General features: G+C 73.8%; 18 protein-coding genes. 11 read left to right on the top strand and 7 right to left on the bottom strand.

What is annotated here, in order from left to right:
- Positions 1-4: 4 nt before the first annotated feature.
- A complete protein-coding gene (locus tag ACZ6JT_RS29595; RefSeq protein ID WP_469214364.1) occupies positions 5-2,221 on the bottom strand; it encodes an endo-beta-N-acetylglucosaminidase in 2,217 nt (738 codons plus the stop codon).
- A 33-nt stretch (positions 2,222-2,254) separates the two neighbouring features.
- Positions 2,255-3,508, bottom strand: a complete 1,254-nt coding sequence (locus ACZ6JT_RS29590) for a glycoside hydrolase 5 family protein (RefSeq protein ID WP_469214362.1) — start codon at positions 3,506-3,508, stop codon at positions 2,255-2,257.
- A gap of 410 nt (positions 3,509-3,918) precedes the next feature.
- Here ACZ6JT_RS29590 and ACZ6JT_RS29585 point away from each other — a divergent pair, with 410 nt between their 5' ends.
- Both ACZ6JT_RS29585 and ACZ6JT_RS29580 read left to right on the top strand, forming a co-directional pair.
- Positions 3,919-4,989, top strand: a complete 1,071-nt coding sequence (locus tag ACZ6JT_RS29585; RefSeq protein WP_469214360.1) for a LacI family DNA-binding transcriptional regulator — start codon at positions 3,919-3,921, stop codon at positions 4,987-4,989.
- Between the two features lie 21 nt (positions 4,990-5,010).
- The gene (locus ACZ6JT_RS29580) at positions 5,011-6,099 is read left to right on the top strand and encodes an ROK family protein (protein ID WP_469214358.1); all 1,089 of its coding nucleotides are present in this window, start codon (positions 5,011-5,013) and stop codon (positions 6,097-6,099) included.
- A gap of 63 nt (positions 6,100-6,162) precedes the next feature.
- On the opposite strand, the gene ACZ6JT_RS29575 is transcribed toward ACZ6JT_RS29580, so the two are convergent.
- Both ACZ6JT_RS29575 and ACZ6JT_RS29570 read right to left on the bottom strand, forming a co-directional pair.
- Positions 6,163-7,158: a TAXI family TRAP transporter solute-binding subunit gene (locus tag ACZ6JT_RS29575; protein WP_469214357.1), complete on the bottom strand. Its 996-nt coding sequence runs from the start codon at positions 7,156-7,158 to the stop codon at positions 6,163-6,165.
- Positions 7,159-7,189: 31 nt separating this feature from the next.
- On the bottom strand, positions 7,190-8,146 hold the full coding sequence (locus ACZ6JT_RS29570) for a LysR family transcriptional regulator (RefSeq protein WP_469214355.1): 957 nt from the start codon (positions 8,144-8,146) through the stop codon (positions 7,190-7,192).
- A gap of 70 nt (positions 8,147-8,216) precedes the next feature.
- Between ACZ6JT_RS29570 and ACZ6JT_RS29565 the strand changes: the two genes are divergently transcribed.
- The 3 genes from ACZ6JT_RS29565 to ACZ6JT_RS29555 all read left to right on the top strand — a co-directional run bounded on the left by ACZ6JT_RS29565 (position 8,217) and on the right by ACZ6JT_RS29555 (position 11,328).
- Entirely contained in the window at positions 8,217-8,915 is a 699-nt protein-coding gene (locus tag ACZ6JT_RS29565) for a maleylpyruvate isomerase family mycothiol-dependent enzyme (RefSeq protein ID WP_469214353.1), read from the top strand.
- Positions 8,912-10,444: a tRNA (N6-isopentenyl adenosine(37)-C2)-methylthiotransferase MiaB gene (miaB, locus tag ACZ6JT_RS29560; RefSeq protein ID WP_469214351.1), complete on the top strand. Its 1,533-nt coding sequence runs from the start codon at positions 8,912-8,914 to the stop codon at positions 10,442-10,444. The genes ACZ6JT_RS29565 and miaB overlap by 4 nt, the downstream gene beginning before the upstream one ends.
- A 161-nt stretch (positions 10,445-10,605) precedes the next feature.
- Complete coding sequence (locus ACZ6JT_RS29555) at positions 10,606-11,328, top strand: class III extradiol ring-cleavage dioxygenase family protein (RefSeq protein ID WP_469214350.1); 723 nt, start codon at positions 10,606-10,608, stop codon at positions 11,326-11,328.
- Between the two features lie 103 nt (positions 11,329-11,431).
- Here the strand turns inward: ACZ6JT_RS29555 and ACZ6JT_RS29550 are convergent, their stop codons facing one another.
- The gene (locus ACZ6JT_RS29550; RefSeq protein ID WP_469214349.1) at positions 11,432-11,677 is read right to left on the bottom strand and encodes an antitoxin; all 246 of its coding nucleotides are present in this window, start codon (positions 11,675-11,677) and stop codon (positions 11,432-11,434) included.
- Positions 11,678-11,700: 23 nt separating this feature from the next.
- The gene (locus ACZ6JT_RS29545) at positions 11,701-11,916 is read right to left on the bottom strand and encodes a gliding motility protein (RefSeq protein ID WP_469214347.1); all 216 of its coding nucleotides are present in this window, start codon (positions 11,914-11,916) and stop codon (positions 11,701-11,703) included.
- A gap of 209 nt (positions 11,917-12,125) precedes the next feature.
- Between ACZ6JT_RS29545 and miaA the strand changes: the two genes are divergently transcribed.
- The 6 genes from miaA to hflX all read left to right on the top strand — a co-directional run bounded on the left by miaA (position 12,126) and on the right by hflX (position 20,202).
- Positions 12,126-13,064, top strand: coding sequence for a tRNA (adenosine(37)-N6)-dimethylallyltransferase MiaA (gene miaA, locus ACZ6JT_RS29540; RefSeq protein ID WP_469214345.1), 939 nt, complete (start codon positions 12,126-12,128; stop codon positions 13,062-13,064).
- Positions 13,065-13,196: 132 nt separating this feature from the next.
- Positions 13,197-13,709 (top strand): hypothetical protein, encoded by a 513-nt coding sequence (locus ACZ6JT_RS29535; RefSeq protein ID WP_469214454.1) that lies wholly within the window; start codon positions 13,197-13,199, stop codon positions 13,707-13,709.
- Positions 13,710-13,781: 72 nt separating this feature from the next.
- A complete protein-coding gene (gene dapF / locus ACZ6JT_RS29530) occupies positions 13,782-14,657 on the top strand; it encodes a diaminopimelate epimerase (protein ID WP_469214343.1) in 876 nt (291 codons plus the stop codon).
- Between the two features lie 140 nt (positions 14,658-14,797).
- On the top strand, positions 14,798-16,879 hold the full coding sequence (locus ACZ6JT_RS29525; protein ID WP_469214341.1) for a RelA/SpoT family protein: 2,082 nt from the start codon (positions 14,798-14,800) through the stop codon (positions 16,877-16,879).
- A gap of 142 nt (positions 16,880-17,021) precedes the next feature.
- A complete protein-coding gene (locus ACZ6JT_RS29520; RefSeq protein ID WP_469214339.1) occupies positions 17,022-18,557 on the top strand; it encodes a M1 family metallopeptidase in 1,536 nt (511 codons plus the stop codon).
- Between the two features lie 139 nt (positions 18,558-18,696).
- Entirely contained in the window at positions 18,697-20,202 is a 1,506-nt protein-coding gene (gene hflX, locus ACZ6JT_RS29515) for a GTPase HflX (protein WP_469214337.1), read from the top strand.
- 122 nt (positions 20,203-20,324) lie between these two features.
- On the opposite strand, the gene ACZ6JT_RS29510 is transcribed toward hflX, so the two are convergent.
- Complete coding sequence (locus ACZ6JT_RS29510; protein WP_469214336.1) at positions 20,325-21,494, bottom strand: trypsin-like serine peptidase; 1,170 nt, start codon at positions 21,492-21,494, stop codon at positions 20,325-20,327.
- Positions 21,495-21,527: the final 33 nt, after the last annotated feature.

Raw genomic sequence — 21,527 nt, 5'->3', positions numbered from 1 at the left:
GCCGCTACCAGGAGAGGGTGGTGCGGGCGGGGGTCGAGGCCGCGTACAGCTCGTCCACGGCCCGGACCTCGAAGGCGGCCGCGCGCTCCCGTCCGGCGCGCGGGACGGCCGGGAGGTAGAGGGCGGTGCCGCAGGTGCCGCCGAGGAAGCGGCGGGTGCCGTCGGGCCGGACGCGCGACACCTCGTAGTGGCGCGGCCGGGGCTCCCCTCCACCCGCCGCGCGCCAGGACAGACGGAGCCGGGCCCTGCCGTCCTGCCGGGCCGAGGCGTCGACCCGCAGCGCGGTGGGCGGGGCCGGCCGCCGGGCGCGGGGGGCGTCGTGGACCGACAGGGCGCCGAGCCGCCACACCACCGGCACCGTGTCGAGCGCGGTGAGCCGTACCGCCAGGCCGTACGCGGTCCTCCCCGCCAGCGGTCCCAGTCCGGCCCGCGCCGTGCGCCAGCCCCGCCCGCGGTCCGTGCTCCCGGCGGGCAGCCAGGTGTACGGGACCGGTTCGCCGGGGGCAGCGGGCTCGCGGGTGGCCACGCCGACCTCCACCGCCACCGGCCCCGACCCGCCGGCGTGCACCAGCTCCAGGACGCTCGCGCGGGTCAGCGGCAGCCGCGTGGAGTGCAGCCCGACGACCGCCGGAGCGGTCAGGGCGCCCGTGACCAGCAGGCTGGAGCCGCCGCGCCAGGCGTCCGCGAAGTCCAGGGTGACGCAGGGGCGTTCGCCGGCGGTGTCCACCACCCAGCGGCGGCCCGGGAGCCGGTCCTGGAGCCCGAGGTGGTTCCAGGGCGTGTCGGAGACGGCCGTGCCGTTCTCGTACCAGCGCAGCCCGTGCCCGGTGTTGAAGGAGCAGGCGAAGGGGAGCCCGGTGACCGTGGACCGGTCGGCGACGGCCGTGGCCGGGGCCCGCCAGCCGGACCCGGACCCCGACTCGGGTGTGGGCCGGGCGGGGTCCAGGGACTCGCCCGTCCAGAACCGGTCGTCGGCGAGGTGGAACGCGCCGGGGGAGCGGTCGGCGAGGTGGTTGCGGGTCCACTCGGGCCGGTAGAAGCCGTAGCTGACGACGTGCTCGCGGTCGCGCGGGACGATCGCGTCCCACGGGACGGCGGAGTCCCAGCCGCGGGACTCCGTGTCCACGGCCGCCCACAGCTCGTGGCGGGAACGGCCCAGCCGCTCGGCGAGCGCCCCCGACGCGGCCAGGGTCTGCGCGGTCCAGCGGAAGTCCACGAACACCGTGTCCGCGACCCTCCCGGCCCGGTCCTCGAAGAACTCCTGGTTGAGCTGGTTGAGGGCGCCCTGCCAGCCCACCCGACCGGTGGCGTTCATGGCGTCGTACCAGGTGATGCGCAGCCCGTACGGCGCGCCCGCAGCACGCAGGGCACGCAGGAACTCCCGCATCCGCGCCGCGAGCGCGCTGTCGCCGCCGTCCGTCTCGGCGTTCACGAACCAGCCGTCGAAGCCGTACGTCCGTGCCACCTCGACGAGCTTGTCCGCGAGCGGGAAGCGGCCGGCGCCGTCCCGCCGCACCAGGTCGCGGGTCCACTGGAGATCGCCGCCGTAGGCGACGGGAGGCAGGAACACGTTGCCCAGCACCCGGACCCCGTTGCGGTGGGCGGCGTCGACCACCGGGGCGTTCGGGGCGAGCACGATGCCCTCGCCGGCTGAGCCGCCCCAGAAGACCAGCTCGTCGATGTACGCCCAGTGCGTGAGCGCGTAGTAGTCCGCGGTCGCGGAGCCCTGGGAGGGGTTGCCGGCGGTGGGCCCGAAGGAGACGAGGGAGGAGATCCGGGCCTGGCCGGCCCGGGCGTCCCGGTGCGCGGGCACCGGGGTGAACCGCTGCGCCAGGGGCACGGTCGCGGTGTTGTAAGCCAGGTCGGGATCACTCTCCGGGCTCCACCGCAGGAGCGAGCGCCACACGATCCCGGGGCCGGGGCTGCCCGCCGGGAGGGAGTCCGGGAACCAGTACGAGGCGTACGGGGCCAGGTCGGCCGGGGTCGCCGCGGCGGACGCCGGCGCCGGCGCGGCGGACGCGTACGGGGCCCCGCCCGCCGCGCCCAGCAGGGCCGCGGCCCCGGCCCCGGCGGCCAGCACCGCGCGCCGGGTCGGCCGTGAGGGGGCGGCCGGGGTACGACCTGCGACGCCGCTGGCGGTCACGCGCGGCACGTCGGCTTCGCGGTTCTCGTCGGGCGTGCCGGTCTCGTCGGTCTCGTCGGTCTCGTCAGTGCGGGCCATGCGGGGCTCCTCACGAGGGATCGGATCGATCGGTCAGGTCACGTCGTGCACGCGCAGCACCTCGGTGATGCCGCGCGCCGACAGGTGGGCCGGGTCCTCGGCGCGCTCCGCCAGGACCACCGCGGGGCGCACCCCCCGGGCCGTCAGCGCGGCCCACGCTTCGAAGAACGTGCCGCCCGGGGCGCACACGGACCGGCCGGGGGCCTCGTGCTCCCCGCCGACGTCCACGGCGAGCGCGGTCGAGCGCACCGGCGGGCGGTGCGTCCGGCCCCGCCACTCCCGGGCGATGCGGGCCACGGCGGCGCCGGCCGGTTTGGTCCGGCGGTCGTTGGTGAGCAGGCCGAGCCCGTACTCCAGCTCGGGGAAGTCCGCGAGCTCGCGGGACACGTCGTGCGAGCACCACCAAGTCACGCCCCACAGGTCCGGGCAGTCCAGCGCGTTCGTGACGGTGGCCTCGGTGAACCGCGCCGCGTGCTCCGGCCGGATCAGCGGCGCCGGGGCGCCCACCTCCTGGAGCCACACCGGGCGGTGCGGGTCCAGGGCCCAGGCCTTGGAGAGCTCGACGAGGTACGCGGCGTGGTGCTCGGTCGCCGTCCCGCGTCCGCCGTGGCGCTGCGCGGTGCCGTTGAACACCCAGGAGTGCACGGCGGTGGCGGCGCCCAGCCGGGCCGCCTGGGCCGGGGTGAAGGGGTGCCCGTCCCGGTACCAGGCGGCGTCGTACTCGGCGTGCACGTGCTGCCGTCCGGGCGCGCCCCGTTCGCAGGCGGCGAGCATCCGCTCCAGCCAGCGGGCGGCCTGGTCCCGCGTGATGCGGTCGGGGTCGGGGTGCGGGGCGTCGGAGAACTGGTTGATCTCGTTGCCCACGGTCATGCCCAGGAAGTTCGGCCGATCGGCGAGCGCGGCGGCCAGCGTGCGCAGGTACTCCTGCTGCCCGGCGACCACGTCCGGGTCGGTGAAGAGGTTGCCCCGGTGCCAGGTCCGCGTCCAGGCGGGCAGGAAGTCGAAGCTCGACAAGTGGCCCTGCAACCCGTCCACGTTGACGTCGAGCCCGCGGTCGGCGGCCGCGTCGGCGAGCGCGACGAGCTGCTCCACGGCCCGTGGCCGGATCAGCGTCCGGTTCGGCTGGAAGACCGGCCACAGCGGGAAGACGCGGACGTGGTCCAGCCCGAGCGCGGCGATCGAGTCGAGGTCGGCCCTGACCTCGTCGAGGTCGAAGTCCAGCCAGTGGTGGAACCAGCCGCGGGCCGGCGTGTAGTTGGCGCCGAAGCGGAGCGCGTGATCGTGCACGGGGCGTCCTGGAGTTCGGGGGAATTCACCGGGTGGGCCACAACCTGCCGGTGCCGATGGGGAAAGTCAACAGGGCCTGTTGCGCGGCTACTTATGCGCTTCAGTCCAGTTGACACAAGGGTTCTTCTCGCTGGAAGCTGGCGGAACTAATGCGGTTTAGCTGCGACATGCCCCAGGGTGGCGCGTGGAAATGAGAAGCGGTTTCTCGGTCACGGCGGTCACCACTGCGATGGCCACGGCCCCCGGCGGGTACGCACGCGTCCCGCTCTCCGGCCGCGGCTGGGCATCCCTCCCCGGGAGTACGGGTTCGCCATCAGGGCCGCCTGCCAGGGCGGGATCGCGTACGGTCCGGCCATTGCCGTCCGTATTCCGCCACGCGTGACGCACCCGAAGGACGAATGAGGCAGGCCATGGCCCGCAGACCCACGATCAAGGACATCGCTCGGCAGGCCGGGGTGTCGGAGAGCGCCGTGTCGTTCGCGCTCAACGACCGGCCCGGCGTCTCGCAGGACACCCGGGCCCGGATCCGCCGCGTCGCCGAGGAACTCGGCTGGCAGCCCAACAGCGCCGCCCGCGCCCTCTCCGGCGAACGGTCCGGCGCCGTCGGGCTGGTCCTCGCCCGGCCCGCGCACACGCTCGGCGTCGAGTCGTTCTTCCTCCAGCTCGTCTCCGGCATCCAGGAGGTCCTCTCCGCCGCCCGGACGGCCCTGCTGTTCCAGGTCGTCGAGGACATCGACGCCGAATGCGCGGTATACCGGCGCTGGTGGGCCGAGCGGCGGGTCGACGGGGTCCTCGTCGTCGACCCGCGCACGCGGGACCCGCGCCCGTCGCTCCTCGGGCAGCTGGGCCTGCCCGCGGTCACCATCGGCGAGCCGGAGCCGGCGCGGGAGCCGGCGGTCCCGGCCGTCCCCGTGCCCGCGGTGGTGTCCTCGGTCCGGGCCGACGACGCCGGAGCCATGGCCCAGGTGTTGGACCACCTCCACGGGCTGGGCCACCGACGGATCGTCCACATCGCGGGCCTCCCCGGCCTCGCCCACACGGTCCGCCGGATGGACTCCCTGCGGACGGAGGCGGCGCGCCGCGGGCTCGGACCGGACCGGGTGCGCTCGGTGGTCACCGACTACTCCGACGCCGAGGGCGCCGCCGCCACCCGCCGGGTCCTCGCCGAGCCCCGGCCGCCCACCGCGCTCGTCTACGACAACGACGTGATGGCCGTCGCCGGGAGCGCGGTCGCCGCCGAGCTGGGCATCCCCGTCCCGCGCCGGCTCTCCATCGTGGCCTGGGACGACTCCGCGCTCTGCCGGGTCACCCACCCGCGGCTCACCGCCCTCGTCCGCGACACCGCCGGCTTCGGCCGGCTCGCCGCCGAGGAACTCCTCGCCGTCCTCGCGGGCGGCTCGCCCGGGGTCCGGATCAGCGAGCGGCCGCGACTGGAGCCTCGCGAGAGCACGGCGCCGCCCCCGGCGCATACTGAATCCTGAACCCTTCCTGGAGCCGCCACCGTGATCACCCCCACCGCCCCTTTCCCCGCACCGCGCGCCGCCGCGGCGGCCGCCGGTCTCACGGTGGCGATCGACATCGGCGGTACGAAGATCGCCGGCGCGCTGGTGCACCCCGACGGCACGATGACCGCCACCACCCGCCGGGCGACCCCGCGCGGAGTGGACGCGGAGGGCGTGATGGCGGCGGTGGCCGAGGTCGTCGCCGACCTGTCCGCCTCCCCGCTGTGGGCCTCGGCCGTCCGCTGCGGCATCGGCAGCGCCGGCCCGGTGGACACCTCCCGAGGCACGGTCAGCCCGGTGAACATCGGGGCGTGGCGCCAGTTCCCGGTCCAGGCCCGGGTCGCGGCGGAGCTCGCGGCGCGCGGGGCCGAGCTGCCGACCGTACTGGCCGGGGACGGCGTGGCGATGACCGCCGCCGAGCACTGGCTGGGCGCGGCCCGGGGCCACGCGAACGCGCTCTGCATGGTGGTCTCCACCGGAGTGGGCGGCGGGCTCATCCTGAACAACCAGCTGCACCCCGGCCCCACGGGCAACGCGGGGCACATCGGCCACATGAGCGTGGCCTTCGACGGCGAGCCGTGCGTCTGCGGCAGCCGTGGCTGCGTCGAGTCGATCGCCTCCGGCACGGCGATCGCCCGCTGGGCCCGGGAGCAGGGCTGGACCCCGGCCGGGGCCGTGAACGGCGGGATCCGAGCGGAGGGCGGGAGCGCGTCGGACCTCGCGAACCGCGCGAACGGTGCGGGGAGCGCGGGGAGCGCGCGCGACGCCTCGGCCGCCGGCGTGGCCGCGGCCGCCGCCGCGGGCGACCCGATCGCCCTGGCCGCCTTCGACCGCGCGGGCCGTGCGCTGGCCGCCGCCATCGCCGCCACCGCGACCCTCGTCGAAACGGACGTCGCCGTGATCGGCGGCGGGGTCGCCGCCTCCGGCGACATCCTCTTCGCCCCGATCCGCAGCCACCTCGCGGCCTACGCCACGCTCTCCTTCGTCAAGGAGCTCCAGGTGGTCCCGGCGAGCCTGGGCACCCACGCGGGCCTGATCGGCGCGGCCGCGGCGGCGATGATGCTGCTGCCGTCACCGCCCTCCTCGTAGGGCCGCGTCCTCGACCCCGACCTCGGCCTCCGCCCCGTAGGGCTCATGAGGCTGGTCGGGGCCTCAGGGCTTGACCGACCGGTAGTACCGGCCCGCCCCCTCGTGCAGGTCCAGAGGGTCGGTGTAGATCGCCGTCCGCAGGTCCACGAGCTGCGCCGCGTGCACCTCGCGCCCGACGAGGTCGCGGCTGAGGATCACCGTCCGCGTCAGCTGCTCCGTCAGTTTCGGGTCCGTCTCCGCGGTGGTCACCAGCAGGTTCGGCACGGCCAGCGTCGTCACCGTGCTGGTGTTGCGCGCCCGCGCGTACGCGTCCTGCGGCATGACCGCCGTCCGGTAGTAGCGCGCCGGACTGCCGCTGCCCTGCAGCTGCTCCACCAGGTCGCCGAGCTGCACGAGCCGGATCTGGTACCGCTCCGACAGCTCGCGCACCGCGTTCGTCGGCAGGCCGCCGGACCAGAAGAAGGCGTCGATCCGGCCCGCCTCCAGCTCGGCCGGCATGGTGTCGATCCCTATGGACACCGGTGTGATGTCCAGCACCGGGTCCAGTCCGGCCGCCCTCAGCAGCCGCTCCGAGACGAGCCGCACCCCGGATCCCGGCTGGCCGATCGCCACCCGCTTGCCCTTCAGGTCCCGGGTCGACTGCACCGCGGAATCGGCCGGCACCACCAGCTGCACGTAGTCGTCGTAGAGCCGGGCGACCCCGCGCAGCAGGTCCGCGCGCGGCTTGCCGTCGAGCTGGTACTTGGCGACCGCGTCCGCGGTCGCCACCGTGAAGTCCGCCTCACCGGAGGCCACCCGCTTCAGGTTCTCCTGCGAGCCCTCGCTGGTCTCCAGGCGGACGTCCACGCCGGGCGCGTCCCGCGCGAGCGCCTGCTGCAGCAGCTGTCCGTACCGGTGGTAGACCCCGGTGCGGGCGCCCGTGCTGAAGGTCAGCTCGCCGTGCAGCTCCGGTTCCCCGAAGGGCTTCAGCCACCAGGTCAGGACCCCGAGCACGGCCAGTACGGCCACCAGGACCCGCAGGGCGTGGCGCCTGCTGATCCGGGGCGGTACGAGAGGCATGGCGCGATCCTGCCACCCGTCCGCCCTCCTGTCACGGCGCGGGTCGTCCGGGGGCCTCCGCGCGCAGCCGACCCAGCAGCCTGCGGGCGGCGGGTCCGGCCGGCCCGGCCGTGCGCCAGGCCAGCGCCACCCGCCCGTTCAGCGCCGGCTCGGTGATCCGCAGCGCGCACAGCGCACCGCCGGCCCGTGACCCCGCACCGGACTCCGGGCCGGAGCCCGCGCCGGACTCCGCCCCGGACGGCACCACGGCCACCCCCAGCCCCCGCGCGGCCAGCCGGACCAGCACCGTGGGCGCGGCCGCCTCGAACTCCACCCGCGGCGCGAACCCCGCCTCCGCGCACGCCCGCTCCAGCACAGCGCGCAGTCCCGTCCCGCGCGGCAGGCTGATGAGCGCCCGTTCGCGCAGGGCCGCGAGCGGGATCCCGCCGTTCACGGTCTGCGCCAGGAGGGGATCGTCCGCCCGGACCGCCGCCACCAGGGGTTCGTCGAGCAGCACCTGGCAGGAGATGCCCGGAGGCGGCTCCCCGCCGAGGCCGACCACCGCCAGGTCCAGCTCCCCGCGCAGGAGGGCGGTCAGCATCCGCTCCGAGGTGTCCTCGGACAGCGCGATCTCCACCCGGGGGTGCTCGTCGTGGAAGTTCCCGAGCGCCTCCACCACGTCGAACCCGTTCACCACCGCCCCGGCCGCGCCCGGGATCAGCCCGAGGGCCACCCGCCCGCGCAGCAGCCCGGAGAACTCCTCGGCCGTCCGCCGCACCCCCTCCACCGCCGCGAGCGCGGCCCGCGCGTACGAGAGGACGGCCTCGCCCGTCTCGGTCGGCGTGACCCGACGCCCGGACCGGTCGAGCAGCCGCTGCCCCAGCTCCCGTTCCAGCCGGCGTATCTGGGCGCTCACCCCCGGCTGCGAGACGTGCAGCCGCGCCCCGGCCCCGGTGAAGCTGCCCTCCTCCACCACCGCCACGAAATAGCGCAGCTGAGCCAGTTCCATAACCGCTGATTCTAGATCGCAGAAGAACCCGCTCTTGGACTTATGCGGAGCGCCGGCCGAGCCTTGTTCCATGAGCCGATCGACACCGCAACCCCCGTCCGGCCCCGCCTCCCGTCCCGTGGGCCGAGCCGAGAACCGCCGTACGATCGCCGCGGCCGTCGCCGCCGAACGCCGCGAGCTGGCCGACGTACTCGACGCCCTCGCCCCGGCCCAGTGGGACGCCCCCTCCCTCTGCGGCGGCTGGCGCGTCCGCGAGGTCGCCGCCCACATGTCGCTCGGGTTCCGCACCTCCCTCCCCGGCTTCGCCGCCGAGCTGCTGCGGGCCCGCGGGAACCTGCACCGGATGACCGACCGCACCGCCCGCCGCGACGCCGCCGCCTTCGGCCCGCGCGAGCTCGCCGCGCTGCTCCGCGAGAACGCCGGCCACCCCTGGAAGCCCCCAGCCGCCGGCCCCACCGGGGCCCTCGCCCACGACGTGGTCCACGGCCTCGACATCACCACCGCCCTCGGCCACCCGCGCCGCGTCCCCGAGGACCGGCTGCGGCTCCTCCTCGACGCCGTCACCCCCCGCACCCTGCGCTTCTTCGGCGCCGACCTGACGGGCCTCCGGCTGTGCGCCGACGACCTCGACTGGTCCCACGGAAACGGAACCCCCCTCTACGGGAACGCCCAGGACCTGCTGCTGCTCCTCTTCGGCCGCCGGCTCCCCGAGGGCCGGCTGCACGGGGGGCCGGAGGGCTCCCGGGTACCGCCTACTCTTGTTGCATGACCAGCAGCGACCGGAGCCAGGCAGTGGACGAGAAGCGAAGCTACGAGGTGCGCACCTACGGGTGCCAGATGAACGTGCACGACTCCGAGCGGCTTTCCGGTCTGCTGGAGGACGCCGGCTACGTCAGGGCCCCCGAGGGCTCCGACGGCGACGCCGACGTCGTGGTCTTCAACACCTGCGCGGTCCGCGAGAACGCCGACAACAAGCTGTACGGCAACCTCGGCCGGCTGGCCCCGATGAAGACCAAGCGGCCCGGCATGCAGATCGCCGTCGGCGGCTGCCTGGCGCAGAAGGACCGCGACACGATCGTCAAGAAGGCCCCGTGGGTCGACGTCGTCTTCGGTACGCACAACATCGGCAAGCTCCCCGTGCTGCTGGAGCGCGCCCGCATCCAGGAAGAGGCGCAGGTCGAGATCGCCGAGTCGCTGGAGGCGTTCCCCTCCACCCTCCCGACCCGCCGCGAGTCCGCGTACGCCGCCTGGGTCTCGATCTCCGTCGGCTGCAACAACACCTGCACCTTCTGCATCGTCCCGGCGCTGCGCGGCAAGGAGGAGGACCGCCGGCCCGGCGACATCCTCGCCGAGGTGGAGGCCCTGGTCGCCGAGGGCGTCTCGGAGATCACCCTGCTCGGCCAGAACGTGAACGCCTACGGCTCGGACCTCGGCGACCGCGAGGCCTTCAGCAAGCTGCTGCGCGCGTGCGGCCAGATCGAGGGCCTGGAGCGGGTCCGCTTCACCTCCCCGCACCCGCGCGACTTCACGGACGACGTGATCGCGGCGATGGCCGAGACCCCGAACGTGATGCCGCAGCTGCACATGCCGCTGCAGTCCGGCTCGGACCCGATCCTCAAGGCGATGCGCCGCTCGTACCGGCAGGAGCGGTTCCTCGGCATCATCGAGAAGGTCCGCGCCGCGATCCCGCACGCCGCGATCTCCACCGACATCATCGTGGGCTTCCCCGGTGAGACGGAGGAGGACTTCCAGCAGACCATGCACACCGTGCGCGAGGCCCGCTTCGCGAACGCCTTCACCTTCCAGTACTCCAAGCGGCCCGGCACCCCCGCCGCCGAGATGGACGGGCAGATCCCCAAGGAGGTCGTGCAGGACCGGTACATGCGCCTGGTCGCCCTCCAGGAGGAGATCTCCTGGGAGGAGAACAAGAAGCAGGTCGGCCGCACCCTGGAGGTCATGGTCGCGGAGGGCGAGGGCCGCAAGGACGGCGCCACCCACCGGCTGTCGGGCCGCGCGCCCGACAACCGCCTGGTCCACTTCACGAAGCCGGAGGCGGAGGTCCGCCCGGGCGACGTGGTCACCGTGGACATCACTTACGCGGCCCCGCACCACCTGCTGGCCGAGGGCCCGACCCTGACCGTGCGCCGCACCCGGGCGGGCGACGCCTGGGAGAAGCGCAACGCCGCCCCCGCCCAGCCCGCGGGCGTCATGCTCGGCATCCCGACCCTCGGCGTCCCGGCCCCGCTCCCGGTCACCACGTCGGGCTGCGCGGTGGATTCCAGCCCCGCCGGAGTCTGAGGCGCGGGGGCCGGGGCGGAGCCCCAGAGGTGTGAAGCCGCACCGAGCCGCTTGGGGGAACCACGTCCGGCCCCGCCGGGGCTCGGGGCGCGCAGTCGGGCGCGGCCCAGCGCAGCGCACGGCCGTCCCGCCCGCGCGGCACTGGCGTTAGGCTGCGGATCATGCTCGTAGCCGCCGCCGTCTGCCCCGCCCCGCCGCTGCTCGTGCCGGAGGTCGCCGCGGGGGCCGCCGCCGAACTCGGCGCCGCCCGCACCGCCTGCTCCGACGCGCTGGCCGTGCTCGCCGCCTCCCGGCCCGACCTGCTGGTCGTGGTCGGGGCCGCCGCCGAGGGCGGCGCGTACGACCAGGGCACCCCCGGCGGCTTCGCCGGGTTCGGCGTGGACCTGACCGTCACCCTGGGCCCCGACCTCGGCGAACCGCCGAGCGGCCACGCCACCGGGGACACCCTGCCGGCTTCCCTCGCGGTGGCCGGCTGGCTGCTCGGCCAGGCCCGCTGGTCGTCCGCCCCGGTCGCCGGTGTGGCCGTCGCCGCGGACCTCGCCCCGAACGGCTGCCGCCTGCTCGGCGCGGACCTGGGCGGTTCCGCCGAACGCGTGGCCATGCTGGTCCTCGGCGACGGCAGCGCCTGCCGGACCCTCAAGGCCCCCGGCTACCTCGACGAGCGCGCCGCCGCCTTCGACGCGGCCGCCGCCCGCGCCCTGGGCACCGCCGACGCGGCCGCCCTCGCCGCCCTCGACGCCGAACTCGCGGCCGAACTCCAGGCCGCCGGCCGGGCCCCCTGGCAGGTGCTGGCCGGCGCCGCCGACGGCGCCGGCCTTCAAGGCCGGCTGCTGTACGAGGACGCGCCGTACGGGGTCGGGTACTTCGTCGCCGCCTGGTCGTAGCCGCGTACCGGCCCTGGACGCGCACCGGCCATGGGCCCGGGAAACGGCGAAGGGGCGCAGGACCGGCAGCAGCTGCTGGTCCCGCGCCCCTTTCGGGAGTGCGTCAGGGCGTGGCCGGCGGCGTCGTACCGCCGGGGGTGTCCTTGTGTGCGATCTTGCCCAGGGCGTCCTTCGCCTTGCCCGTGCCGCTCGTGATCCGGTCGCTGTACTTGCCGTGGGTCTTGGAGTCCACGGCCTTGGCCACCTTGTCCAGGCCCTCGGCGATCTTGCCCTCGTTCTTCTGCGCGAGGTCGCCGACCTTGTCCTTCGCCGGACCGAGCTTGGCCTTCAGATTGTCCAGCAGGCCCATGGGTCACCTTCCGTTGGCGGTCGCTACGTGCGGGCGCCCTCGCCGGCTTCGCTGTCCGCGGCAACCTCCGCCGACTGCTGCTTCGGGATCTCCACGGCTTCCGCCGCCGGAGCCTGCGCAACGGCCGGCTCGGCCTCGGCCTCCTCGGCCGCACCGGACTCCGCCGTCACGGCCTCGGCAGCGACCTCCTCGGTCGCGACCTCGTCCTTACGACGAAAAAACCAGTCAAAAACGCCCATGTCTCCTCCTATAACGATACTCGTGTGAATGAAGTTCCGCCGCGACCGAACCGGCCAACCCGCAAGGCGTACGCCGGGCATGCGCAGGGGGTACGCAGGGCGCACACCGGGCCGGAACCTCGCCAGGGCAACGACCCCGCCCCCACTCCGTCACGTAACTCGATCGGGTACATGCCCGCGTCTTGACCAGGGGCTGAGAGACTGGGGCGGTGAGGAAAGCAGCCCCCGCCCAGCGGGTCATCGCCGTCGTCGGTCCCACCGCGGCAGGAAAGTCCGACCTGGGCGTCGCCCTGGCCCGCCACTTCGACGGCGAGGTCGTCAACGCCGACTCCATGCAGCTGTACCGGGGGATGGACATCGGCACCGCCAAGCTGACGACCGAGGAACGCGGCGGGGTCCCGCACCACCTCCTCGACATCTGGGACGTCACCGACACCGCGAACGTGGCCGAGTACCAGCGCCTGGCCCGCCTGGAGATCGACAAACTGCTCGCCGAGGGCCGTACGCCCGTCCTCGTCGGCGGCTCCGGCCTGTACGTCCGCGGCGCCCTGGACGTCATGGAGTTCCCCGGCACCGATCCCGAGGTCCGCGCCCGGCTGGAGGACGAGCTCACGCTGCGCGGCTCCGGCGCCCTGCACGCCCGGCTCGCCGCCGCCGACCCGGCCGCCGCCCGGGCCATCCTGCCCAGCAACGGCCGCCGCATCGTGCGCGCGCTGGAGGTCATCGAGATCACCGGACGCCCGTTCACGGCCAACCTGCCCGGCCACGAGTCCGTCTACGACACCGTGCAGATCGGCGTCGACGTCGACCGGCCGGAGCTCGACGAGCGGATCGCGCTGCGCGTGGACCGGATGTGGGAGGCCGGGCTGGTGGACGAGGTCCGCGCGCTGGAAGCCCGCGGGCTGCGCGACGGAATCACCGCTTCCAGGGCGCTCGGCTACCAGCAGGTACTCGCCGCGCTCGCCGGGGAGTGCACCGAGGACGAGGCCAGGGCGGAGACCGTCCGGGCGACCAAGCGGTTCGCCCGCCGCCAGGACTCCTGGTTCCGCCGCGACCCGCGCGTGCACTGGCTCAGCGGAGCCGCCGCCGACCGGGGGGAACTCCCCGGACTCGCGCAGTCGTTGGTCGAACGAGCGGTCACAGCCTGATCACGTGATGGCATCGGGACGCCCCGCGCGCCGGTTGCGGGGCCGGGGGCGTGCCATCATCAAACTCCTGCGGGTGCGGTCACCTGCGGTGAATGGCGGCGCACTGAGTCCGAGTGGGGAGGGCGCGTGGCGATGGAGGCCGGCCCTCGCGACACCGGGCGGGACGACACCCGGCGGGAAGCGGATCCGACGCTTCTCGACGGCACGGACGGTCCCGCCGGCCTCGGGCTGCCCGCGGACCCCGCGCGGCTGACCCCCGACGGCCCGGACGCCCCGGACAACGCCGAGGCCGAGGCGGCCGCCGTCCCCGAGTTCGAGGTCGAGCTGCGTCCGCAGCGCCGCCTGCGCCTGTGGCAGATCGCCCCCATCGTGGTGCTGGCCGCCGCCGGATCCCTCATGTTCGCCTTCCCGCTCGCGTTCGAATTCGGCGACGGCGGAGCCGTGGTCGCCATGCTGGGCTTCCTGATCAGCTGCTGCGCCGGAGGCTGGGGGATGATGGCCGCCCGACGGGTCGGCTACACCTGGCCCGGCCTCCCGGCCCGGGGGAGCGGCTGCCGCCCCGACTGGCGCATGGCCGCGCTGTACGCCGTGATCGCACTGGCCGTCGTGTCCCTCGCCGTGTACCGGGTCGCCCGGCTCCGCTGACCGGCCCTCCCGCAGAGGTCCGCGTACCGGACCGCGCGGTGCCCCCGAGCTGCGCCTGGCTACCATGGGCGGGTGACTCAGCGCACCCTCTCCTTCCTCAAGGGCCACGGCACCGAGAACGACTTCGTGATCGTCCCGGACCCGGACAACGCCGTCGAGCTGCCCGCCTCCGCGGTCGCCAGGCTGTGCGACCGACGGGCCGGGATCGGCGCGGACGGAGTCCTGCACGTCGTCCGGTCCGCCGCCCACCCCGAGGCGGCGCACCTCGCCGAGGAGGCGGAGTGGTTCATGGACTACCGCAACAGCGACGGCTCCATCGCCGAGATGTGCGGCAACGGTGTGCGCGTCTTCGCCCGCTACCTCCAGTACGCCGGCCACGTCGAGCCCGGGGACCTCGCCGTCGCCACCCGCGGCGGGATCAAGCGGGTCCACCTCGACAAGACCGGCGACGTCACCGTCTCCATGGGCCGCGCCGAGCTCCCCGAGGGCGAGGTGACCGTCAGCGTGGGCTCCCGGAGCTGGCCGGCGCGCAACGTGAACATGGGGAACCCGCACGCCGTCGCCTTCGTCGAAAGCCTCGACGACGCCGGGAACCTCTTCACCGCCCCGCCCTTCAGCCCGGCGTCCGCGTACCCGACGGGTGTCAATGTCGAGTTCGTCGTCGACCGCGGCCCGCGCCACGTGGCCATGCGCGTCCACGAGCGCGGCTCCGGCGAGACCCGCTCCTGCGGCACCGGCGCCTGCGCCGTCGCCGTGGCCGCCATCCGCCGCGACGGCGTCGACCCGGCCGTCACCGGCGCACCGGTCACGTACACCGTCGACCTCCCGGGCGGAACCCTGCTCATCACCGAACACCCCGACGGGCGGATCGACATGACCGGACCGGCCGTGATCGTGGCCACGGGCGAGTTCGACGAGGCCTGGCTCACCGAAACGGCTTTCGCCTGAAGCTTCCCTCTAATGGGTGATCCGTTTCACGCTGAGCGAGAGGTGGACTGCGCCACGTGGTGGGGTCGGTAACATCAGGCACCGGCCCTGAGGGCTCACCCCATGCCCGCCACCGCCGGTCGAAGCCGCCGGAGGTGCCCATGAGTGCAGAGGCCACGAACCCCGAAGCACACCCCGAAGCGCGCCCTGAGCTCCGCAGACGGGGCCGGACCAGGCTCGATCTGCGCCGGCTCGGGCGCGCGGCCCTGCTCGGGCCGACGTCCCGGGACCGGCTCCCGGACGCGATCGGCCACGTGGCGGAGGCGCACCGCGCCCACCATCCGGACGCCGATTTGTCCATTCTGCGCCGCGCGTACCTCCTCGCGGAGACCTCACACCGCGGCCAGATGCGAAAAAGTGGTGAGCCGTACATCACACATCCACTCGCCGTCACCCTGATCCTCGCCGAACTCGGCGCCGAGACAACCACCCTGACGGCCTCTCTGCTCCACGACACCGTCGAGGACACCGAAGTGACCCTCGATCAGGTCCGCGCGGAGTTCGGCGACGAGGTCTGCTTCATCGTCGACGGCGTCACCAAGGTCGAGAAGATCGACTACGGCGCCGCCGCCGAGCCCGAGACCTTCCGCAAGATGCTCGTCGCCACCGGCAACGACGTCCGCGTCATGTCCATCAAACTCGCCGACCGGCTGCACAACATGCGCACCCTCGGCGTGATGCGCCCCGAGAAACAGGCCCGCATCGCCAAGGTCACCCGCGACGTCCTCATCCCGCTCGCCGAACGGCTCGGCGTCCAGGCCCTGAAGACCGAGCTGGAAGACCTCGTCTTCGCGATCCTGCACCCCGAGGAGTACGAGAGCACCCGCGCGCTCATCGCGGCCCACGCCGGGGAACGCGACCCGCTGCCCGGCATCGCCGACTCCGTACGCGCCGTCCTGCGCGACGCCGGCATCGCCGCCGAGGTACAGGTCAGGCCACGGCACTTCGTCTCCGTGCACCGGATCGCCCGCACGCGCGGCGAACTGCGCGGCTCCGACTTCGGCCGCATCCTCGTCCTCGTCGGCGAGAACGCCGACTGCTACGCGGTCCTGGGCGAGCTGCACACCTGCTTCACCCCGGTCGTCTCGGAGTTCAAGGACTTCATCGCCACCCCGAAGTTCAACCTCTACCAGTCGCTGCACACCGCCTTCGCCACGCCCGAGGGCTACGTCGCCGAGGTCATCGTGCGGACCCGGCAGATGCACCGCGTCGCCGAGGCCGGCGTGGTGGCCCTCGGCAACCCCTACGCCACCGCCACGCCCGACGCCGCCGCCGACCCCGACGAGGAGCGCGCGGACCCCACGCGGCCCGGCTGGCTGTCCCGCCTGCTCGACTGGCAGCAGTCCGCACCCGACCCCGACACCTTCTGGAGTGTGCTGCGCGCGGAGCTGGCCCAGGACCGGGAGATCACCGTCTTCCGGGCCGACGGGGGCACGCTCGGCCTCCCGGCCGGGGCCAGCTGTATCGACGCCGCCTACGCCCAGCACGGCGAGGCGGCCCACGGCTGTATCGGCGCCCGCGTCAACGGGCGCCTCGCCTCCCTGTCCTCCCCGCTGTCCGACGGGGACACCGTGCAGCTGCTGCTCGCACAGGACGCCTCCTCGGGCCCGGCCGCCGAATGGCTGGACCACGCGCGGACCCCGGCCGCCCGGATCGCCATCAGCAGCTGGCTCGAATCCCATCCCGACCGGGCCATGTCCACCACCTCGGCCGCGCGGGCGCCGCTGTCGGTGGTCGGCGCCCGCGGCGGCGGGGGCAATGCCGTCGCCGACCTGCCGGACGCCACCGTGCGGCTGGCCGGGTGCTGCACCCCGGTACCGCCCGACGCCGTCGCCGGTTTCCTGGTCCGCGGCGGGGCCGTCACCGTGCACCGCGTCCACTGCGCGGCGGTGGCGCAGATGCGCGCCGTGGGGCGCACCTCCGTCGCCGTGCACTGGCGGGCCACCGCCGACTGCCGGGTCACCCTGCTCGCTGAATCGTTCGGGCGCCCGCACCTGCTGGCTGACCTCACCGAGGCCATCGCCCGCGAGGGGGTCGAGGTGGTCTCCGCGACCGTGGAACCCCCGGTCGAGCAGCGGGTCCGGCACACCTACACCCTCCAGCTGCCGGACGCGACCGGGCTGCCCGCGCTGATGCGTGCGATGCGGGACGTCCCGGGCGTGTACGACGTCAGCCGGGCGTAGTCCGGGACGGCCCCCCGCGGGCCCGGCACGACCACGGGGACGGGCCCGGGCGTAGGCCGGGGCGGCCGCGGAAGTCCCCGTTCGGGTGGATCCGTCGCGCGTCGTGCACGGCCGTGTTGCGGTCACTGGTAAGCGGTGGTGGATGCACTCCTCCCCCCGCCTGCGCGCCGCCCTGCTCGCCGCGGCCTCCCTGACCCTCGTCGCCGCCGTACTGCCCCCGCCGAAGCCGCTGGGCATCGGCGACACGCTGTTCCCGGAGCTCGGGAACCCCGGCTACGACGTGCTCTCATACGACCTGTCCTTCGCCTACAAGGACAACCGGAGCCCGCTCGACGCGGTCACCGTCATCGAAGCCCGCGCGCTGGAGCCGCTGGAGCGCATCAACCTCGACTTCACCCACGGCAAGGTGGCGTCCGCCGAGGTCAACGGGGAGCCGGCCCGGTTCGAGACCGTGGGGGAGGACCTCGTACTGACCCCCGCCCGGGGTGTGGTCGACAAGGCGCCGCTGCACATCACCGTCCGGCACACCAGCGACCCGCGCGGACGCGGCGACGGCGGCTGGGTCCCCACCGAGGACGGGCTGGCCATGGCCAACCAGGCGGACGCCGCCCACCGCGTCTTCCCCTGCAACGACCACCCCGCCGACAAGGCGTTCTTCACCTTCCGGATCACCGCCCCGGCCGGGCTGACGGCCGTCGCCAACGGGGTGCCCGTGGTCCCCACCCTGCGCTTCGGCCCCTCGACGACGTGGACGTACCGCACCAAGCACCCCATGGCGACCGAACTGGCCCAGGTATCGGTCGGCAAGTCCGCCGTCGTGCACGGCACCGGCCCACACGGGCTGCCGCTGCGCGACGTGGTGCCCGAGGCGGACCGGGAGCGGCTGGCCCCCTGGCTGAACAAGACCGCAGGGCACATCGCGTGGATGGAGGAGCGCGTCGGCCGCTACCCCTTCGAGAACTACGGGGTCCTGATCGCGCGGGCGACGACCGGCTTCGAACTGGAGACGCAGACCCTCTCGCTCTTCGAGAACAGCCTCTTCGCCGGCGGGGGCTACCCCGAGTGGTACGTCGAGTCCGTGATGGTCCACGAGCTCGCCCACCAGTGGTTCGGCGACAGCGTCACCCCGCGGGTCTGGTCCGACCTGTGGCTCAACGAGGGACACGCCACCTGGTACGAGGCCCTGTACGCCGACGGGCTCGGCAAGTACTCCCTGGAGCGGCGCATGCGCGAGGCGTACCAGCGCTCCGACCAGTGGCGTGCGGCGGGCGGGCCGCCGGCCGCCCCGAAGCCCGCCCCGCCCGGCGAGAAGATCGGGCTCTTCCGGCCGGTGGTCTACGACGGCGCCGCGCTGATCCTCTACGCGCTGCGGCAGGAGATCGGCGCCGAGGCCTTCGACCGGCTGGAGCGCCGCTGGGTGTCGCAGTACCGGGACGGCGTCGCGGGCACGGCGGACTTCGTACGGCTGGCCTCGCAGGAGGCCGGCCGGGACCTCGGGGCCTTCCTGGAGCCGTGGCTGTACGGCAAGACCACCCCGGCGATGCCCGGGCACCCGGAGTGGAGCACCCCGGCCCCGTCCGGCAAGACCGGCAAGACCGGCAAGACCGGCAAGACCGGCGCCTCCGGCAAGCCTGCCGCGTCCGGCGTGACCGGTGTGTCCGGTGCGTCCGCCGAATAAAGCGTGTGACCGCCGAGGAACGGGCATGTCACCATCGACGAGGCCGTTCGGGGAATCCCCCGGCGGTGTGACACGTTGGACGTGACAGTTAGCGTGCCCGTTAACGTGTCAGCGCTATTCGAATCGACGTAAGGATCCAATGACCTCCTCTTCTTCCCCTTCCCAGGACGCGCGGGACGCACAGGACGTGCGGGACCCGCAGAGCTTCACCGAGAGCCTTCGGGCCGATGCCCTGATGGAAGAGGACGTCGCCTGGAGCCACGAGATCGACGGAGACCGGGACGGCGAGCAGTTCGAACGCTCCGAGCGCGCGGCCCTGCGCCGTGTGGTCGGCCTCTCCACCGAGCTCGAAGACGTCACCGAGGTCGAGTACCGGCAGCTGCGCCTGGAGCGCGTCGTTCTCGTCGGTGTCTGGACCTCCGGCACGGTGAACGACGCGGAGAACTCCCTCGCGGAGCTCGCCGCCCTCGCCGAGACCGCGGGCGCTCTCGTACTCGACGGTGTGATCCAGCGCCGCGACAAGCCGGACCCGGCCACCTTCATCGGTTCCGGCAAGGCGCGGGAGCTGCGTGACATCGTCATGGAGAGCGGGGCCGACACCGTCGTCTGCGACGGCGAGCTCAGCCCCGGCCAGCTCATCGCCCTCGAGGACGTCGTCAAGGTGAAGGTGGTCGACCGGACCGCCCTCATCCTCGACATCTTCGCCCAGCACGCCAAGTCCCGAGAGGGCAAGGCACAGGTCGCCCTCGCGCAGATGCAGTACATGCTGCCGCGACTGCGCGGCTGGGGTGCCTCGCTGTCCCGGCAGATGGGTGGCGGCGGCGGTGGCGGCATGGCCACCCGAGGCCCCGGTGAGACCAAGATCGAGACCGACCGGCGACGGATCCGCGAGAAGATGGCGAAGATGCGCCGGGAGATCGCGGAGATGAAGACCGGCCGCGACATCAAGCGGCAGGAACGCCGCCGCAACAAGGTGCCCTCGGTCGCCATCGCCGGCTACACCAACGCCGGCAAGTCCTCGCTGCTCAACCGCCTCACGGGCGCGGGCGTCCTGGTGGAGAACGCCCTGTTCGCCACCCTCGACCCGACCGTGCGCCGGGCCGAGACGCCCAGCGGCCGGGTCTACACCCTGGCCGACACGGTCGGCTTCGTCCGACACCTGCCGCACCACCTCGTCGAGGCGTTCCGCTCCACGATGGAGGAGGTCGGAGACTCCGACCTGATCCTGCACATCGTGGACGGCTCGCACCCGGCGCCGGAGGAGCAGCTGGCGGCGGTGCGCGAGGTGATCCGCGAGGTCGGCGCGGTCAACGTGCCCGAGATCGTGGTGATCAACAAGGCGGACGCCGCGGACCCGCTCGTCCTGCAGCGGCTGCTGCGGATCGAGCGGCACTCGATCGCCGTATCGGCGCGGACGGGGATGGGCATCGAGGAGCTCCTCGCGCTCATCGACTCCGAGCTGCCGCGGCCCGAGGTCGAGGTGGAGGCCATGGTGCCGTACACGCGCGGCTCGCTGGTCGCCAAGGCACACGCCGAGGGCGAGGTGATCTCCGAGGAGCACACCCCGGACGGCACCCTGCTCAGGGCGCGGGTCCACCAGGAGCTCGCGGCGGACCTGGCGCCGTACGCGCTCGCGAAGCAGTAAGCGGGCCGGACGGCTCAGCGGCTGAATGGCTCAGCGGCTGAACGGCCGGACCGTTTGACGGCTTGACGGGCGAGGGCCCCCTGCACCACGTGCAGGGGGCCCTCGGTCGTTCAGGTTCCGACTTACTTGAACTTGCGGCTGACGGCCTCGAAGACGCCCTTCGCCTCCGGACCCAGCCGGGGTCCGGCCAGCCAGCCCGCCTTGGCCGGGCCGATCGAGGTGTTCGACACCAGCGCCGGCTTGCCGTCCGCGCCCGCCGCGACCCAGCCGCCACCGGAGGAACCGCCGGTCATGGTGCAGCCGATGCGGTACATCGCCGGGTCGGTCGCGTTCAGGGACAGCCGGCCCGGCTTGTCCGTGCACTGGAAGGCCTTCTGGCCGTCGAACGGAGCCGCCGCCGGGTAGCCCGTCGCCGTGATGCTCGCGACCTTCGGCACCGCCGGCGCGGCGAACTCCACCGGGAGCGCCGAACCGACCACCTCCTCCAGGGACTTGCCACTGCCCTTCTCGGGCGTCACGTGCAGCACCGCGAAGTCGTACGGGGCACCCGCGCCGCCAGTCGGCCCACCGGTCGCGATCCACTGGTCCGAGGTCTGCGCCCAGTCGCTCCACCAGACGCCGTACGGGGCCACCTGCTCGCGCGGCGCGCCCTTGAGCTGCGCCGACGGCTTGCCCGCGTTGTTGTAGGACGGGACGAAGGCGATGTTGCGGTACCAGCCGCCGGACTTGCCCGCGTGCACGCAGTGGCCCGCGGTCCAGACCATGTTCGACTTACCGGGGTGCGCCGGGTCCTTGACCACGGTCGCGGAGCAGACCATCGAGCCCTCGGGGCCGTCGAAGAAGACCTTGCCGGACTCCGGAACGCTCTGGTGGTAGGGCGCATTCGCCGGCTTGGCCGCCACCGGGGCGGGAGTGGGGTCGGTGACGCCCTGGTCCTTGCCCGCGTCCGGGTCGACGGCCGGGCGCTGCGGCTGCTCGGCGTCACGCATGCGGTCCGGGTCCCACAGGCCCTCGATGATCGGGTTGATGTAGTCGCCCGCCTCGCGGAGCCAGTCCTCCTTCTTCCAGTTCTTCCACTCACCCCCCTTCCACTTCTCCAGGTCGATACCGCGCTCCTTGAGCTTCTCCTTGAGCTGGTCCGGGATCTTGATCCCGTCCGGGCCCGGGAGGCTCGCCGCCACGGTCGGCTTGGCGTCGCCGCCGGCCTCCTCGTCGCCGGGGCCGCAGGCAGCTGCGGTCAGCGCGAGCGCGGCCGCGCACAGGATCGCGGTGACCGGTCGGTTCGGTCGCATGTCGTTCGTCCCCCTGGTAGTTCGAGGCGTGGA

Source organism: Streptomyces sp. NPDC046308, assembly GCF_055588065.1.
This window is presented reverse-complemented; position numbering and strand designations above follow the sequence as displayed.

What these genes read in the sequence shown, in the direction of transcription:
- ACZ6JT_RS29520 (WP_469214339.1), top strand. Translation starts at nt 17,022, where the DNA reads ATGCACTCCTCCCCCCGCCTGCGCGCCGCCCTGCTCGCCGCGGCCTCC.
- ACZ6JT_RS29510 (WP_469214336.1), bottom strand. Translation starts at nt 21,494, where the DNA reads ATGCGACCGAACCGACCGGTCACCGCGATCCTGTGCGCGGCCGCGCTC.
- ACZ6JT_RS29570 (WP_469214355.1), bottom strand. Translation starts at nt 8,146, where the DNA reads ATGGAACTGGCTCAGCTGCGCTATTTCGTGGCGGTGGTGGAGGAGGGC.
- ACZ6JT_RS29575 (WP_469214357.1), bottom strand. Translation starts at nt 7,158, where the DNA reads ATGCCTCTCGTACCGCCCCGGATCAGCAGGCGCCACGCCCTGCGGGTC.
- ACZ6JT_RS29535 (WP_469214454.1), top strand. Translation starts at nt 13,197, where the DNA reads ATGGAGGCCGGCCCTCGCGACACCGGGCGGGACGACACCCGGCGGGAA.
- ACZ6JT_RS29545 (WP_469214347.1), bottom strand. Translation starts at nt 11,916, where the DNA reads ATGGGCGTTTTTGACTGGTTTTTTCGTCGTAAGGACGAGGTCGCGACC.
- ACZ6JT_RS29595 (WP_469214364.1), bottom strand. Translation starts at nt 2,221, where the DNA reads ATGGCCCGCACTGACGAGACCGACGAGACCGACGAGACCGGCACGCCC.
- ACZ6JT_RS29525 (WP_469214341.1), top strand. Translation starts at nt 14,798, where the DNA reads ATGAGTGCAGAGGCCACGAACCCCGAAGCACACCCCGAAGCGCGCCCT.
- miaB (WP_469214351.1), top strand. Translation starts at nt 8,912, where the DNA reads ATGACCAGCAGCGACCGGAGCCAGGCAGTGGACGAGAAGCGAAGCTAC.
- hflX (WP_469214337.1), top strand. Translation starts at nt 18,697, where the DNA reads ATGACCTCCTCTTCTTCCCCTTCCCAGGACGCGCGGGACGCACAGGAC.
- ACZ6JT_RS29550 (WP_469214349.1), bottom strand. Translation starts at nt 11,677, where the DNA reads ATGGGCCTGCTGGACAATCTGAAGGCCAAGCTCGGTCCGGCGAAGGAC.
- ACZ6JT_RS29585 (WP_469214360.1), top strand. Translation starts at nt 3,919, where the DNA reads ATGGCCCGCAGACCCACGATCAAGGACATCGCTCGGCAGGCCGGGGTG.
- ACZ6JT_RS29555 (WP_469214350.1), top strand. Translation starts at nt 10,606, where the DNA reads ATGCTCGTAGCCGCCGCCGTCTGCCCCGCCCCGCCGCTGCTCGTGCCG.
- ACZ6JT_RS29565 (WP_469214353.1), top strand. Translation starts at nt 8,217, where the DNA reads ATGAGCCGATCGACACCGCAACCCCCGTCCGGCCCCGCCTCCCGTCCC.